Genomic DNA, 14,791 nt, shown 5'->3' on the forward strand with positions numbered 1-14,791 from the left:
AACGAAAACAAACAGACAGGTCGACAGATGAACGGGGACACTGCCATCCCTGCCGGAGGGCGGGAGCAGATGATCATTTTCACCGTGGGGGATCAGCGTTACTGCATTCCCATCCTGAGCATCAAGGAGATCAGGGAGTTTGAAGACCCGACCTATCTGCCACACTGCCCGGCCTATGTGGAAGGGGCAATCAACATCCGTGGCAACATCGTGACGGTCGTCAATCTTGCCAACTATCTTGGTACGAAACTGGAAGCCGATAATGAGCGGCGTGTCGTCATCATCATTGAGGATGGCGTAAGTCGTGCCACATGCGGGCTGCTCGTGGATAGCGTGATTGGCATCACGGAGATTGTTCTGGATGAGATTCAGCCGATCTCTGTTGATGGCGGCGCAGCCGAGCTGAGCGGCCTTGTGAGCATTGATGAGCGTGTCATCCGTATCTTGCGGCTGGATACTGTTCTGGCCCGTCTGCTGGGGGATGATGCCATTAGCGCCGCAGTTGGATGAGGTCAGGCCGATGATGAACATGGAGCCTCAGGGCGGTTTTTCTTACTCGGAAGATGATTTCCGCCGTGTACAGGAAATTGCCCGGCAGGAGGCCGGAATCAGTCTGCCTCTTTCCAAACGCAGTCTGGTGTTCTCGCGTGTTTCCCGGCGCATCCGGGCGACTGGCCGGGCGTCTTTCCGGGATTATCTGGATTATGTCACGGCGAGGGAAGGGCATGAGGAGCTGCGGGAGCTTATCTGTGTCCTGACGACCAATGTGACCCAGTTCTTCCGTGAGAAAAGTCATTTCGATCATCTGGAGGAACATGTTCTGCCCCAGCTGGGGCAAAAGCTGCGGGCCGGGGGGCGGGGGCGGCTCTGGTCGGCGGCCTGTTCGACCGGGCAGGAGCCGTGGAGCATGGCCATGTCTGTCATGGCTGAGCTCCCGGATGCGCTGCGGCTGGACCTGAAGATTCTGGCCACGGACATCAATCATGCTGTGGTCGAGACCGGGCGTATTGGCCAGTACCCTGCCGAGGAAATTCGTAGCGTGCCGGAACGCTGGCGGGATGCCTATATGCAGGCCATGGATATGGGACAGTTCAGCATGGCTCGGGAGATACGGCGCCTTGTCACGTTCCGGTCTCTCAATCTCAATCGTGCGTGGCCTTTCCGCGGGCAGTTTGATGTCATCTTCTGCCGGAACGTGGTGATCTATTTTGATGACGATACCCGTAATGCCCTGTGGAAGCGGTTGGCCGAGCGGCTTGTGCCGGGTGGGTTCCTCTATGTTGGTCACTCGGAGCGGGTGGACTGCATTGGGGAGTGCCATCTGGAAGCCGTGGCACCGACAATCTACATGAAAAGGAGCTGATGCCATGAAAGAACGGGTCAAGGTTCTTGTCGTAGATGATTCAAGAACCGCCAGAGAGCTCATCAGGCGTTCCTTTCTCAAATATCCCGAGATTGACGTCATTGGGATGGCGTCCAACCCGATAGAGGCAAGAGACCTCATCATTGCGGATCAGCCGGACGTCATCACGCTGGATATTGAGATGCCGGGGATGAATGGGCTCCAGTTTCTGGAGAAGATCATGCGGCTTCGGCCGATCCCCGTGGTCATGGTGTCCAGCATGACGACACGGGGCGCCAATACGGCGATCACGGCGCTTCAGATGGGAGCGTTTGAATGTTTCCCGAAGCAGGGAGGCGCTGGCGAGGCTTTTGCCGGTTTGGGGCAGATCGTGCTGGAGGCTGCCCGCTATCAGCCCGGCCCACGGCAGGAGATGGCGGGCCGCTCCCGGCCTGTACGGACAGGGCCTGTCATAAGCAGTAACAGTACCGTGTGGCGGACAGCGTTTGATGTGGTGGGTATTGGGTCTTCCACGGGGGGAGTGGAAGCGGTTGAGGAGGTCATAAAGGACTTTCCGGCCAGCAGCCCGCCTATCGTCATTTGTCAGCATATGCCGTCTCTTTACACATCCAGCTTTGCGGCACGATTGGACAGTCTCATTCCGCAGCTTTCGGTAGCGGAAGCAAAGGATGGTGAAGTTCTGACGCCGGGCATGGTGCGGATTGCGCCGGGTGGCGAAAGACATCTCGTGCTGGAAGGCCATGCGCCACGCCTGTTCACACGGCTCAGGGCCGGGGAGCCTGTTGGTGGGCACCGGCCATCGGTGGACAGGCTGTTCCATTCCATTGCCCAGACGGCAGGGGGCACGGCGCTCGGTATCATCCTGACAGGCATGGGGCAGGATGGCGCCGAGGGGCTGCTGGCCATGCGGCAGGCAGGAGCAAGGACAATCGGGCAGGATAAGGCATCCTCTGTCGTGTACGGGATGCCGCGGGTCGCTGCGGAGCTGGGAGCTGTGGAAAAGGTGGCGTCCCTGCTGGAAATACCCGGCCTTGCGATGGGCCTGCACTGACAGGAAAACGCTGCCACGCTCTCGTGGCATTTCAGATGTCAGGTGATCCTGACGAGTGATTATCAGAAGGCAGAAAGGTTCATACATGCCATCCGCATCTCAGATTCGAGCTTTAATTGTAGATGATCAGGCTTCCATTCGGCAGGTTCTGGCCAGCCATATGGCGGCTCTTGGGTTTAAGGGGGTTGTGCAGCGCAAGGACGGAAAAGAGGCGCTGGAATATCTGGAAACCAACCCCATCCATCTTGTGATTTCGGATTTCAACATGCCGGGGATGGATGGTCTGGCCTTGCTGGAGGCTGTGCGGTCCAATTCCAAAACGGCGAAGCTGGCTTTCATCATTCTGACAGGTGAGGCGAATGCCGGACTGGTGCAGAAGGCCGTTGCGGCAGGGGTCAATAATTTTCTGGCCAAGCCTTATACGGTCGCCAAGCTGAAAGAAACTCTGGAGAAAGTTTTCGGGCCCATCAGGTGACGACACAGCTGGAGATCACGACTGTTATACAGGGGGAAATTGCAATTTCGGATGATCCCGGCGTGGTGTTCGGTACGCTGCTCGGGTCATGTATATCGGTCTGCATGTATGATCTTCAGGCGCGTGTAGGGGGGATGAACCATTTCCTGTTGCCGGGGGAGGACTGCATGGGCACCATGGATGCAGCAGCCTATCTATATGGCATTAATGCCATGAAGGGGCTGACAGAAGGGCTGATAAAGGCGGGATGCGTGCGGGAGCGCCTCCAGTGCAAGGCCTTTGGTGGGGCAGCGGTACTGTCCATTGCCAGTGATATTGGGCAGGAGAATGTGGATTTCCTGAAAGGATATTTCCGTCAGGAGGAAATCCGCTGTGTGTCTTACAGTTTTGGAGGGAACAGGGTGCGGCGCATCCGTTTCTGGCCGACAACAGGGAAGGTCCTTCAGAATCTGTGCTGATTTTACATCTGTTTTCTCAGCAGTCCGGTCCTGAAGCTGAAATTGGAGGTCACGGTATGGAGGAAGAAAGAATATGTCCAACAAGACAGGGGCGTTGCCTGTAACGGAGCCAGAGACCGTTAAGGCTTCCGTATTGATGATGAGGCTGGGGGTGGTGCTGGATGATGTGTGTCGCCGCCTTTCGGATGTGCAGGGTGTCGTGTCGGATTATGTCGGGACGGGGCATCTGGACCAGAACCAGATGGAACGGCTCCAGGGGCTTGATGCGTTGACGCAGGAGGTAGAAGCTGTCCGGGCTGTTCTGGAAAAAGTGGAGCAGGTCACCCCAGTAGTGGGTGAGATACAGTATGCTGTTGGAAATGTTCTTGCTGGTGTGCGTTTATCCCAGATAAGAGACATGTTGCGTTATGGTAAAACGCCAGACAGGCAGGAAAGCCATGGTGATTTTACATTGTTCTGACCCTGACCTATGCTTTATGTCTTAGTTCAGGCAATGTTGCCGGATAAAGGCCATATGAGGCGGCCTGATTACTGGCAGTTTATGTCAGTAATGAGGTGGCAGGCAGGGAACAGAGAACGGATGTGATTGGTGTCATCACTGAAACCACCCACGGGGCTGTTTTCCAGCAACAGGGTTACATCGGAGAGCAGGCTACCCGTTTTCTGGCAGGATATCACGAGGCTGCCGGGCTCGTAGGGCTGGGGGTGAAGGTATTGCCTGTCATCCTGACAGGACAGTGGCCGTTTCCCGGTACGGGAACGCCCGGAAATGAGAAACGCTGCCTCGTGGGCTTGGGAGATGGCAGCGGTAATGACGGGATTTATGATTCAGTCTTGCGTTTCTATCCGGCCCTGACGCGTGATGCCGATGAAGTCGTTATTTCATTCATTCCATCAGACAGTATTCAGTCCAGCTCAAAAGGTGAAATACTTGATATAGGGCGGTTTTCAGCCTGTTTTGATCTTGCCGCATGGTTTGTAGACGCCCTGCCAGACCGGGCAAGCCGGGGAGCTCATGACCTGACAAAATGGGAGGTCAAGGCTCTATCTCTGGGTGTATGGGTTAATATCCTGATTACATGGCTTTATGGGATGGATGTTATTTCCCATAGAACGCTGGAAAAAATGCGGTTGGCCATTTGCGGGATTGTAATGGAAAAGCTGGCCTTGCTGGCGGCTAGCCGGCGCCCGTGTGTTCGGGCCTGTTCTGCGTCTCCTCTGTCTGTTCAGTGCCTTGTGGAAACATATATAGAGCTTTATCCGGGGATGATGGGGCGGATTTCCGCCATGCTGACATGTTGTTCGGAGGATTATATCCTTCAGTCTTCCACCAGCCCGGAGGAGCTATGCCACACGATTTTGGCGCGTTCTCTCCATTTTTTTCAGAGTGGCTAACAAAATATAAATTTGGTATTTGCAGGGGAATGGAGCAGGATATCCCCTTTTTTTAATTGGTACTTCTCTATATAAGCGGCAGGATCATCCTTAAATATCGCGCTGGTAGTAGCCGAAAACTGGTTTTGTAAGGGAGCCTGGAATATGGCAGCGTTTTCCATGCTGGATATTCTGCGAAATTTTAGAAGAAAGGCCTGTGGAACAGCGCTGACTGGTGCGGGGTCCGCCCTTGCCGTCATGTGCCTGGGGGCTCCTTCTCTTTGGGCAGCAGGAGAAGGGTCTTCATCCGGTCAGCCATTGCTGTATTCGGCGCATGGGGCATTGTCTCATGCCATGCAGGCTCCCGGTGTTGTGGCGCAGACGCAGCATAGCCCGGATAGGCAGGCTTTGTTTACACGTGATGGCCAGAAGGTGCCTCCTTCTTCCGCTGTCAGGAAGGATACGGCGGCAGATGCCAAGCAGGCCGCCTCTACATTCATCCGTAATATGGGGATGCAGCCACATCCTTACTCCAACTACCCGTCAGAACAGTTCGGCGTTTATGGTGAGAACGGACGTGAACTTCTGGAGCGTGTGAATATTCCCCTTCATGAAGGGGACCCGATCACCAATGATGGCCCGCCACTGCCCCGGCCGGAAGCGCTTTTTCAGAAGATGCGTTGGAATGAATGGCTGCGTGAGCGTGGCGTGGCGTTCATGCTGGATAATACCAACGAATTCGCCGGTGCTATTACCTCCCCCACGAAGGGGCTGGGGCTGAAGCAGGGGGCATCCAACTCGGGTCAGTACAGTTTTGAAAACGATATTGACTGGAACAAGCTGGCCGGAATCCGGGGGTTCCAGACCCATATCATCGGTGTTGGCCGTTATGGTATTTCTGCCAGTAAGATGTTTGGCGATAATGTGAACCCCAGTCAGGAAATTTATGGCGGTGGTGGTAACGTTGTCTTCCATCTCATTCATTTCTATGGGGAAGAAACACTCTGGGGTGGACGGCTGAATATTGCTGCGGGCCGCATGTCCACCAATACGGACTTTGCCAACAGTCCGATCTACTGTAACTTTATGAACAACGCCTTCTGTGGAAATCCCAAGGCGGTTACGGATTCATATACACGGTCTTCCTATCCGGGGACGAGCTGGGGGGCCCGTGTTCGTGGCCGTCCTACAAACAGCACCTACATTCAGGTCGGTATCTATTTTCCTGAGCGTGGCATCTATGGCGTGCAGGAGAACCGTACGGGCTTCAAGTTCAACGGGGCTACCATCAGTGGTGTGGTGACTCCTATTGAAGCGGGCTGGGAGCCGGAATTTGGCAAGCAGCATCTGCCGGGTCATTATAAGGTTGGTTTCGCCCCCGATACGTCCGATCACTATCTAGGCGTGTATAACCCGCCGAACCGCCGCAATGGTTGGCGTACACTCATGACCATTCCTAATTGTCCAACCTGTCAGGGTGTGGGTGATGAGGTGCCGGGCACGGGCAAACGGCGTAACTTCAACTGGAGTCTCTGGTTCCTGGCAGATCAGATGATTATGCGGAACAAGACACAGGATACGCCTGAAGGTGGTCTGGTGGCCTTCTTTGATGCGTATTGGAACAAGGCAGCTACCGCCATGCGTGGCAAGCTCTATGCGTTTGGTCTTGTCGATACGGGGTTCTGGCCTGCGCGTCCGCTGGATACAGTGGGTGTTTCGTTCTCTTACACCGGGTCCAGCCGTTATACGCGGGATGCACAGCGCTTTCAGATTGAGCATGGCATGGCTCCTGCACCGGGGAGCGCCTATTATGAAAGTGGTGGTGCGCCGCTTATGTGGGGGTCTTACGGTGTGCAGCGTTGGGGCAGCACTCTGGAAGCCACATATCGCATCCATGTCATGCGGGGTGTGACATTTGCGCCGGACTTCCAGTACTATTTCAATCCGGGTATGCAACGTGTCTTGAAGGATGCTGCCATGCTGGGCTTCAAGTCCCACGTGCAGTTCTTCTGAGGGGAACGCTTTCTTCCTGACAGGGAAGATGCAGAAGTTCATGACCCCTTTCCGACTCTGGGTCGGGAAGGGGTTTTTTTTAGTGGGATGATTTTACTGGTTGGCTGACGGTGTCTGGGGCATGGGTTCCGTGCGTACCATGGCTTTGCCACGCACCAGCCAGTAAGCAGCAGAGAGAGACAGGACCGCTGCGGAAAGAGCCAGCAGCTCACTGACATTCACGCCATTCAGGTCCAGTACGATGAATTTCCGCACGGCAGCCATCATGCCAATGAGCAGAACGGAACGCATACGAATCATTCCCTGTGATTCTGACCCGGGCAGAACGAGAATGGAATGACGGAATTCCAGAGCAATCAGAACCGTGAAGAACAGTCCAAAGACTTCCTGCAACACGGCTGGCTCCGTAGGGCTGAGACCGGCATGGATGATGAGCCTTGCAACAGCTACCACGACATGCAGCAGTCCCAGACAGGCAACCAGTGTGATGCATATGGACAGGATAAGCATGGCCGCCCCTTCGAAAAAATCGAACAGGCGGGCCAGCCCGATGAAGCCGGGTAGAGTGTTTTTCATGGAATAGTAAGGGCCTTTGTCATGAAGTGTTACAAGCTGGGCCGCTTCTACTGTATTCTGGCGCGATAGGGGAGGTGGGTATCTCCGGTCCAAAATGGCAGGCGATAGACCTGCTTGTGCAGCGCTTGGGAAGTCTGCACCGACAAAGGGCCACTTTTAAGGTATGCGTGACATCAATTAGTGTAACGCGCTGTAAAACGGCATATTTTCAGGGAAATCATGGTGCCGGATGAGAGATTCGAACTCCCGGCCTTCGGTTTACAAAACCGCTGCACTACCACTGTGCTAATCCGGCGACGGAGGCGTACATCTCATTTTTTCTGTTCTGAATCAAGTGGAAAATGCAGAATAAGGGCAGAAAATATCCCGACACGTCACCGTATCGGGACTAGCTAGCGAGAAAACCCGCAGAAAACCTCAGCGCTGGGGTGTAGCGGGGGCCTGGTGCTGCATCAGATGTTCCGGCGGGGCCAGAACAGGACCGTCTTTTACAAAGCCATAGCCATCAGAGGACAGGCCGGGATGGTGGCTGCCGGTATCAGAGCAGGCCGTCATGCCAAGCAGGGAGAGGGTCAGTCCGGCAAAAGCGGCTAGGCGTAGGGAAACGGGACGGAACATGACTGTTTTCCAATAGATAGAAAGGGAATAAGAACCGGCTTACGCTTTGCTGTCAGATAGTTTTGCCATGAGCGTGCGGGCAATGGCCATATAGGCTTTGGCAGCAGGGTGCTCCGGGTCACGCAGAACGAGAGGCGTGCCTTCATCGGCACTGCATCTTATCTCACGCAGCAGGGGGATTTCGCCCAGAAAAGGAATATCAAGGGCAGCCGCTTCTTTCCGGGCACCGCCATGGCCGAACAGATCGGTCCGTTCCTGACAGTGCGGGCAGCAGAAATAGGACATGTTTTCAATCAGCCCCAGAATGGGCGTCTCTGTTTTTTCAAACAGCGTGACACCCCGGCGGGCATCCAGCAAGGCGATATCCTGCGGCGTGGAAACAATGACAGCCCCACCCGCCTGAAGCTTGTCCGAGAGCTTGCGGGTCAGAGTCAGCTGGGCATCACCTGTTCCGGGGGGGAGATCGACCACCAGAACATCCAGTGCCCCCCATGAGACGTCACTCATGAGCTGGGTCAGGGCCCCCATGACCATCGGGCCACGCCAGATCATGGCCTGTTTCTTATCGACCAGATAGCCAATCGACATGGTTTCCATGCCCCAGCGTTCCAGAGGACGGAGTTTTCCGTTTTCGACAGTGGGTTTCTGGTCTTCGCCCAGCATGTGCGGCAGGGAAGGGCCGTAGATGTCGGCATCCAGCAGGCCGGTTTTGAGACCGAGACGGGCCAGACTACAGGCCAGATTGACCGCTGTGGTGGATTTCCCAACTCCGCCTTTGCCAGAGGCAACGGCAATGACAGCTTTGACATCAGGCAGGCAGGCTTCTGGTGGAGCAGACCGGCCGGAAGGGCGCTTCCCCAGTGCCAGAGGGCGGTGACCGCCTGTGCCTTTGCTCTGTCCAGCCTGTGCAGAAGCGGGACGATGGGCTGTCAGGGACAGGGTGAGGCTATGCACGGAAGGGTGCTGCTTTATCTGTTCCTCAAGCGCCGCATGGGCTGACTGGAGAAAGGCAGCACCTTCTGCCGTGGTCCGTAGAATGAGGTGGGCGTGGCCTTCATCCAGCGTGAGAGCCTCTATGCTGGTTTGCCCGGAAGGGCCTTTTTCAGCCAGAAAATGGGAGATGCTGTCTTTCAGGGAGGAGATGTCGGAAGCTGTCATGGGGCAATAACTCTCATGCAACGCCCCTCATGAGGCAAAAAAACGTAAACTTGCAGGCTGGAAGGATGACGTCCGGTCTGCGGTGGAGTAGATTCTACAGCATGAGCCGATTCATGTCTTCTTCTCTTATATCCCTCCCCTGTATGCGGGCTGCACGTCTGTTCTCCGGTATGGTCTTGTCTGGCCTTCTGGGAGCGTCTGGTGCTGCTCTGGCGCAGGATGCAGCTCCTGTTCCGACATTGCCTGCTGGGGGGGCTCAGCAGGAAGGGACCGTGACAACTCGTGCCGAGCATGAGGCCGCCATGATGCCCGGTTTTGCGGCGCTGGTGGAAAGGCTCCTTCCGGCGGTGGTGAATATATCCGTCTCCAGTGTGATTCACCCTGATGAGTCCCAGCCGGAGGGGCCTGATGGCAGTGCGCCATCTGGTCCGCAGTCATCGCCTTTCCCGCCGGGATCGCCGCTGGAAAAGTTCTTTCATGATTATCTCCACCGCCGCCATGAGGATGGCAAGCCGGGGCGGCAGGTGCAGGCTCTGGGGTCCGGCTTTATCATCGACCCTTCCGGTGTGGTGGTGACGAACAATCACGTCATCGACAATGCCCAGCAGGTGAGCGTGACCCTGTCGGACGGCACGGAGTATCCGGCCCGCATCGTGGGGCGGGACAGCAAGGAAGACTTGGCCGTTTTACAGGTAAAGGCGGATCGTCCCCTGCCATCCGTACCGCTGGGGCATAGTGATGATGCTCGTATCGGTGACTGGGTGCTGGCGATCGGTAACCCGTTCGGGCTGAGCGGTACGGTGACGGCGGGTATTATTTCCTCCCGTAAGCGTAATGTGGAACATGGTCTGTATGATGATTTCATCCAGACGGATGCGGCCATCAATCATGGTAACTCGGGGGGACCGCTTTTCAATCTCAAGGGTGAGGTCATCGGGATCAACACGTTGATCTATGGTGGCTCTGGCGGGGATTCCATCGGGATCGGCTTTGCCATTCCTTCCGATGATGCACGGGGCATCATCAGTCAGCTGCGGCAGAACGGGTATGTCCGGCGGGGTTGGCTGGGTGTGCGCTATCAGGATGTTACCCGGAACATGGCCGAGGACCTCGACTTCCATAAGGCTGATGCCAGTAAGGAACGGGGTACGGGCGCCATCATAGCGGAGGTCAGTAAGGACGGTCCGGCTCAGAAGGCGGGTTTGCAGGTTGGTGATATTCTGACGGTTCTGAATGGCCAGCCCGTGACGGGCCAGACACTGCCCCGCCTTGTGGCGGGATACCAGCCGGGGGAGACGGTGCATTTCACGCTCTGGCGGCGTGGCAGCTATCAGAAGCTGGATATGACCCTTGGGAAGAACCCGGAAGAAAAAGACCCGCTCCCTTCAGACACGCATCCACCGGAACATCCGGTCAAGACCCTGCGGGACTTGGGGCTTAGTCTGGGGGTAATCGATCAGGCGGCCCGCACGCAGTATGAACTGACGGACAGCCAGCGGGGCGTACTCGTAAAGCGTGTTTTTGATGGTAGTCCGGCGGCCAGTCGTGGCCTGATGGAGGGTAATCTGATCCTTCAGGTTGGCCAACAGGAGGTCAATACGCCGGATGCTTTACAGGCTGCACTGGACCGTGCCCGTGAACTCAAGAGAACGGATATCCTGCTTCTGGTGCAGGACAAGGACGGGCTGCGCTGGGTAGCGGTGCCGCTGGGTGATCCGCACCAGCCATGATGGGGTGGAGGGCCTGTTTTACAGGCCCCTATCCCGCTTGATCTGGTCCCATGCCGCATTGATGCGGGCGACACGCTCTTGTGCTGCTTGTCGCTGGGCGTCTGTCATGGGCTTCTGGGCGAGGCGGTCAGGGTGGTGTTCACGGATCAGGACACGCCAGCGGGCACGGACCTCGCCATCGCTGGCGGAGGCGCTGATACCCAGAACACGGTAACATTCTGCCGCTGATGATGTGGACGCCGCACGGGGCTGCCCGCTTTCTGCCCGCTCCCATGCTCGTTCTGAAAGGCGGAAGGCTTTGTGTGTGCGGCGGAGAAAGTCCGTCTCTAATGGATGTAGCGGAGCACCTGTGGGCAGGTCTGCTTTAGCGATGCGGAACAGGACGCTGAGGAGGGTTTCCAGAGGTTCCGGTTTGTCGCTGAAGGCACGCCCAAGCTCCCGCGCATACATTTCGAAATCATCCGTCCGTTCTCTGGCTCGGTCGAACAGCAGGGCGATCTCTTTCTGATTGTCTTCGGGAAAGCGGAAGGAGCCCTTGAAGGCATTGATCTCGGCCCGGTTCACGGGGCCGTCAATCTTGGCCAGTTTGGCAGAGAGCGTGACAACGCCCAGACCATAGAGCTGATCTGTTTTGCCGAGCAGGGCAGAGAGCTTTGCAGCCGTGAAGAAGGCGGCATTATGCGGGTCTGGCTGTCCCCGTGCGGGGAAACGGTCCCCCCATGTGCCGGATAGCGGGGTCAGAAGTTTGTTCGTATCGGACATATGGCCGAGAATGACACCCAGAAGCCCCCCAACAGGCCCTCCGGCTGCAAAACCGGCCACACCACCAAACATTTTCCCCCAGAAAGCCATCACCGCCCTCCCTGTTTATATGGGCGGCAGCTTATCACGGGGAGAGGAGAGGCGGGAATAGGCTTATCATTTTTTGCTCTCTGCGGGGGCGTGCAGGGCAAAGCGGAGGGCTGTCAGGCGGAGGAGTGAGGCTAGCGCCTGCTCTGGGGGACGATGCCTGTCCAGCCGGGCGATAAAGGCGGCAAGGGCAAGATTCTCCCGCTCCGCCATGTGGTCCAGAACCTGCCAGAATTCGCTTTCAAGAGCGATGGATGTTCTGTGTCCATATAGGCTGAGACTGCGTTTCTGTAACCGTGAAGGCGCCGGACTGTCATGCATGCGGGGAATTGTGACAGCAGACCTTTCGTGAGGAAAGGGATTTTCTTGTCAGTGACGGAAGGGGCCGCCATTATGAGGCATGATGTTCTTTCGTCTCTGTGCCCTGCTGTCCGTCTGTTTTCTGGCTCTGTCGGCAGAGCCTGTCTCTGCTGAGCCTCTGCCTCCTGCGGCAGAAAGCATGTCCTCCGTGGCGGCCCTGTTCGACCGGGTGAAATCTGATCCTGTCCGGCTGGAACTGTTCCTGCGGGCTTTCCCCAAGGGGGCGGACCTGCACAATCATCTGTCCGGTGCGGTTTATGCGGAGAGTTTTCTCCGCTGGGCCGCAGAAGACGGGCTCTGCGTGTCGCTGAAGAATCACGCTATCCTGTCCGCTCACTGTCCGAAACCGGCCGAGGGGCAGGCTCTGGCCGAGACACTGCCCAGCCGTGAAGATGACTGGAATGAGATGGTGAATGCGCTTTCCATGCGGAATTTCATTCCGACTGAACATGATCGGTCAGGGCACGATCATTTCTTTTCCACCTTTCTCCGCTTCACGGCTGTGGAACAGCGTCATCAGGGGGACATGCTGGCTGAGGCTGCCGAACGTGCTGCACGGGACAACGTGCAGTATCTTGAGCTTCAGATTGCGCCCATCAGTTTCGATGCTCTGGCTGAGATGATGAAATCGGCAGCCCTGCCACCGCTGAAAAGTGAGGCCGATCTGGACCATGCCTATGAGGCTCTGAAGCCCGTTCTGGGCAGGATGGCGGCGTTATCCCGTGCCTCCATGGATGAGATGGAAGTTAGAGCCCGAGAGGTCATGCGTTGTGGCACGGCGCAGGCATCAGCCGGGTGTCGTGTGACGATACGGTACCAGTATTCTGCCTTGCGGGTGTTTCCGGCAGCATTCGTCTGGATGCAGCTTGTCGCCGCTTATGAGAGTGTGAAGCGTGATCCCCGTCTCGTGGGCGTCAACATCGTGGCACCGGAAGATGATCCGGTGGCGCTGCGGGATTATGACCTGCATATGCAGATGTTCCGCTATCTGAACCGGGTCTATCCGGGGACGCAGCTCAGCCTTCATGCCGGGGAGGTGACGCCGTCTCTCGTGCCGCTGGCTGATCTCGACCATCATATCCGGGCAGCGATTGATGTGGCAGGGGCCAGACGCATTGGCCATGGGGTTGATGTGCTCTGGGAGCATGACCCGGTATCCCTGCTGAAGGATATGGCCCGCCGTTCCATTCTGGTGGAGATCAATCTGACCAGTAATGATGAGATTCTGGGGGTGAAAGGCAGCCGTCATCCTTTCTCGCTCTATAGGCAGGCGGGTGTGCCTGTGGCCCTGTCCACTGATGATGAAGGGGTCTCCCGCAGTGATCTGACGCAGGAATATGTCCGGGCCGTGACATCCTATCATCTGGATTATCCGTCTCTCGTGCAGCTCTCCCGCACGGGGCTGGAATATGGCTTCATGCAGGGGGAAAGCCTATGGGTGGGGCATCATCTGGGGCAGGTGGTTCCGGCCTGTGCGGGAGGGACACCGGGGCATGAGGATGGTATGTCTCGTCCCTGTCATGACTTTCTCCAGAAGAATTTGAAGGCTCGCCTGCAATGGCAGCTGGAAGGTGCTTTTCATACTTTCGGGCAGGACGTGCTGAACAATCCATTACTGATACCGCCACAATGAACAGACCAGATGGGACAGGAAGATCATGATGAAACGAAGGACAGGAAGACTGAACTGGACATGCCGCCTTGGAATGGTTGCCGGGCTGGTGGCCGGATTATGGGGTGGACAGGCTCGTGCGGCCCAGACCCCCCCACTTGATGTACATGTTGTTGTGGTGACGACCTTCGAGCTGGGGCAGGATCAGGGTGACATGCCGGGCGAGTTCCAGCACTGGGTAGAACAGTACCCGTTGGACCAGACATTTCCCGCACCGGGCACGGAGCACGGCGTGCTGCGCTATAACGCAAAAGACCATGTGCTGGGGCTGGTGAGTGGTGAAGGGCCGAGCCATATGGCCGCTGCCATTACGGCGCTGGCACTGGACCCTCGGTTTGACCTGCGACATGCCTATTTCGTGCTGGCAGGTATTGCGGGTGTGAATCCCAATAAGGGCACCATCGGTTCTGCCGCATGGGCGCTGCATGTTGTGAATGGCGGTGCAGCCCATCTGATTGATGCCCGTGAGATTCCGGCAGACTGGCCGGATGGTTTTACACCTCTACAGGGCCATGTGCCGAATGAGCAGCCACGGCCACCGCTGCATTCCATTGCGGGCGACATGGCCTATACGCTGCGGCCTTCCCTCGTGCAGTGGGCCTATGAAAAGACACGGCATATTGCCCTGCCGGATAATGATGGTCTGCGGACCCATCGCCGGGCCTATCAGGGCTTCCCGGAAGCGCTGAAGTCGCCCCATGTGATGATGGGCGATACGATTTCTGGTGAAACCTACTGGTTGGGGGCCCGGATGAACCAGTGGGCAGAACGCTGGGTCGCTTACTGGACAGATCATCAGGGTGAGATGGTCACGACAGCGGAAGAAGATATAGGTCTCTGTCAGGCTCTGGCGTTGCAGGCCAGAGCGGGCCGTGTGGATGACCAGCGCCTTCTGGTCCTGCGGACGACCAGCAATTTCGACATGCCCCCCAATGGCGTGACACCGGCGGCGATGCTGGCCAATGCGGCTCATGAGGAGACCCTGCCGGGGCTTCAGGCCTCCACGAGTGCGGCCTATCAGGTGGCCAGTCCGATCGTGAAGGAGCTGGCCACGCACTGGGATCGCTATGAAACGCAGGTCCCCTGATTGAGAT

Annotated in this window: 16 protein-coding genes and 1 tRNA gene; 11 read left to right on the forward strand and 6 right to left on the reverse strand. The window is 56.9% G+C overall.

Annotated features, from left to right (window positions below; all coding sequences use genetic code 11):
* The first annotated feature begins 27 nt into the window (after positions 1 to 27).
* The 8 genes from NQF86_RS05550 to NQF86_RS05585 all read left to right on the forward strand — a co-directional run bounded on the left by NQF86_RS05550 (position 28) and on the right by NQF86_RS05585 (position 6,734).
* Positions 28 to 510 carry a chemotaxis protein CheW gene (locus tag NQF86_RS05550; protein ID WP_266116641.1) on the forward strand — a complete coding sequence of 161 codons (483 nt, stop codon included), beginning with the start codon at positions 28 to 30 and terminating at the stop codon, positions 508 to 510.
* Between the two features lie 10 nt (positions 511 to 520).
* Entirely contained in the window at positions 521 to 1,363 is an 843-nt protein-coding gene (locus tag NQF86_RS05555; protein ID WP_266116642.1) for a CheR family methyltransferase, read from the forward strand.
* Between the two features lie 4 nt (positions 1,364 to 1,367).
* Positions 1,368 to 2,414 (forward strand): protein-glutamate methylesterase/protein-glutamine glutaminase, encoded by a 1,047-nt coding sequence (locus NQF86_RS05560; protein ID WP_266116643.1) that lies wholly within the window; start codon positions 1,368 to 1,370, stop codon positions 2,412 to 2,414.
* 85 nt (positions 2,415 to 2,499) lie between these two features.
* The gene (locus NQF86_RS05565) at positions 2,500 to 2,889 is read left to right on the forward strand and encodes a response regulator (protein ID WP_266116644.1); all 390 of its coding nucleotides are present in this window, start codon (positions 2,500 to 2,502) and stop codon (positions 2,887 to 2,889) included.
* A complete protein-coding gene (locus NQF86_RS05570) occupies positions 2,886 to 3,347 on the forward strand; it encodes a chemotaxis protein CheD (RefSeq protein WP_266116645.1) in 462 nt (153 codons plus the stop codon). Before NQF86_RS05565 ends, NQF86_RS05570 begins: the two co-directional genes overlap by 4 nt.
* Before the next feature lie 73 nt (positions 3,348 to 3,420).
* A complete protein-coding gene (locus NQF86_RS05575) occupies positions 3,421 to 3,807 on the forward strand; it encodes a hypothetical protein (protein ID WP_266116646.1) in 387 nt (128 codons plus the stop codon).
* 95 nt (positions 3,808 to 3,902) lie between these two features.
* Complete coding sequence (locus NQF86_RS05580; RefSeq protein WP_266116647.1) at positions 3,903 to 4,742, forward strand: hypothetical protein; 840 nt, start codon at positions 3,903 to 3,905, stop codon at positions 4,740 to 4,742.
* Between the two features lie 144 nt (positions 4,743 to 4,886).
* Positions 4,887 to 6,734, forward strand: coding sequence for a carbohydrate porin (locus NQF86_RS05585; RefSeq protein WP_266116648.1), 1,848 nt, complete (start codon positions 4,887 to 4,889; stop codon positions 6,732 to 6,734).
* Between the two features lie 93 nt (positions 6,735 to 6,827).
* Here the strand turns inward: NQF86_RS05585 and NQF86_RS05590 are convergent, their stop codons facing one another.
* The 4 genes from NQF86_RS05590 to NQF86_RS05605 all read right to left on the reverse strand — a co-directional run bounded on the left by NQF86_RS05590 (position 6,828) and on the right by NQF86_RS05605 (position 9,086).
* Positions 6,828 to 7,310 (reverse strand): phosphate-starvation-inducible PsiE family protein, encoded by a 483-nt coding sequence (locus tag NQF86_RS05590; protein ID WP_266116649.1) that lies wholly within the window; start codon positions 7,308 to 7,310, stop codon positions 6,828 to 6,830.
* A gap of 220 nt (positions 7,311 to 7,530) precedes the next feature.
* Positions 7,531 to 7,605 (reverse strand) — tRNA-Thr (locus NQF86_RS05595).
* A 122-nt stretch (positions 7,606 to 7,727) separates the two neighbouring features.
* Positions 7,728 to 7,928: a hypothetical protein gene (locus NQF86_RS05600; RefSeq protein ID WP_266116650.1), complete on the reverse strand. Its 201-nt coding sequence runs from the start codon at positions 7,926 to 7,928 to the stop codon at positions 7,728 to 7,730.
* A gap of 39 nt (positions 7,929 to 7,967) precedes the next feature.
* Complete coding sequence (locus NQF86_RS05605; protein ID WP_266116651.1) at positions 7,968 to 9,086, reverse strand: Mrp/NBP35 family ATP-binding protein; 1,119 nt, start codon at positions 9,084 to 9,086, stop codon at positions 7,968 to 7,970.
* 113 nt (positions 9,087 to 9,199) lie between these two features.
* Between NQF86_RS05605 and NQF86_RS05610 the strand changes: the two genes are divergently transcribed.
* A complete protein-coding gene (locus NQF86_RS05610) occupies positions 9,200 to 10,816 on the forward strand; it encodes a Do family serine endopeptidase (protein WP_266116652.1) in 1,617 nt (538 codons plus the stop codon).
* An 18-nt stretch (positions 10,817 to 10,834) separates the two neighbouring features.
* On the opposite strand, the gene NQF86_RS05615 is transcribed toward NQF86_RS05610, so the two are convergent.
* Together NQF86_RS05615 and NQF86_RS05620 are read right to left on the reverse strand one after the other, a co-directional pair.
* Positions 10,835 to 11,668: a TerB family tellurite resistance protein gene (locus tag NQF86_RS05615; RefSeq protein ID WP_266116653.1), complete on the reverse strand. Its 834-nt coding sequence runs from the start codon at positions 11,666 to 11,668 to the stop codon at positions 10,835 to 10,837.
* Between the two features lie 66 nt (positions 11,669 to 11,734).
* Entirely contained in the window at positions 11,735 to 11,986 is a 252-nt protein-coding gene (locus NQF86_RS05620) for a ribbon-helix-helix domain-containing protein (RefSeq protein WP_266116654.1), read from the reverse strand.
* Between the two features lie 79 nt (positions 11,987 to 12,065).
* Between NQF86_RS05620 and NQF86_RS05625 the strand changes: the two genes are divergently transcribed.
* Both NQF86_RS05625 and NQF86_RS05630 read left to right on the forward strand, forming a co-directional pair.
* A complete protein-coding gene (locus tag NQF86_RS05625) occupies positions 12,066 to 13,658 on the forward strand; it encodes an adenosine deaminase family protein (protein ID WP_266116655.1) in 1,593 nt (530 codons plus the stop codon).
* Positions 13,659 to 13,683: 25 nt separating this feature from the next.
* Positions 13,684 to 14,784 (forward strand): purine nucleoside permease, encoded by a 1,101-nt coding sequence (locus NQF86_RS05630; protein ID WP_407652873.1) that lies wholly within the window; start codon positions 13,684 to 13,686, stop codon positions 14,782 to 14,784.
* The last annotated feature ends 7 nt before the right edge of the window (positions 14,785 to 14,791 follow it).

Origin of the sequence: Bombella pluederhausensis (genome assembly GCF_026385525.1) — a bacterium.
Classification (GTDB): domain Bacteria; phylum Pseudomonadota; class Alphaproteobacteria; order Acetobacterales; family Acetobacteraceae; genus Bombella; species Bombella pluederhausensis.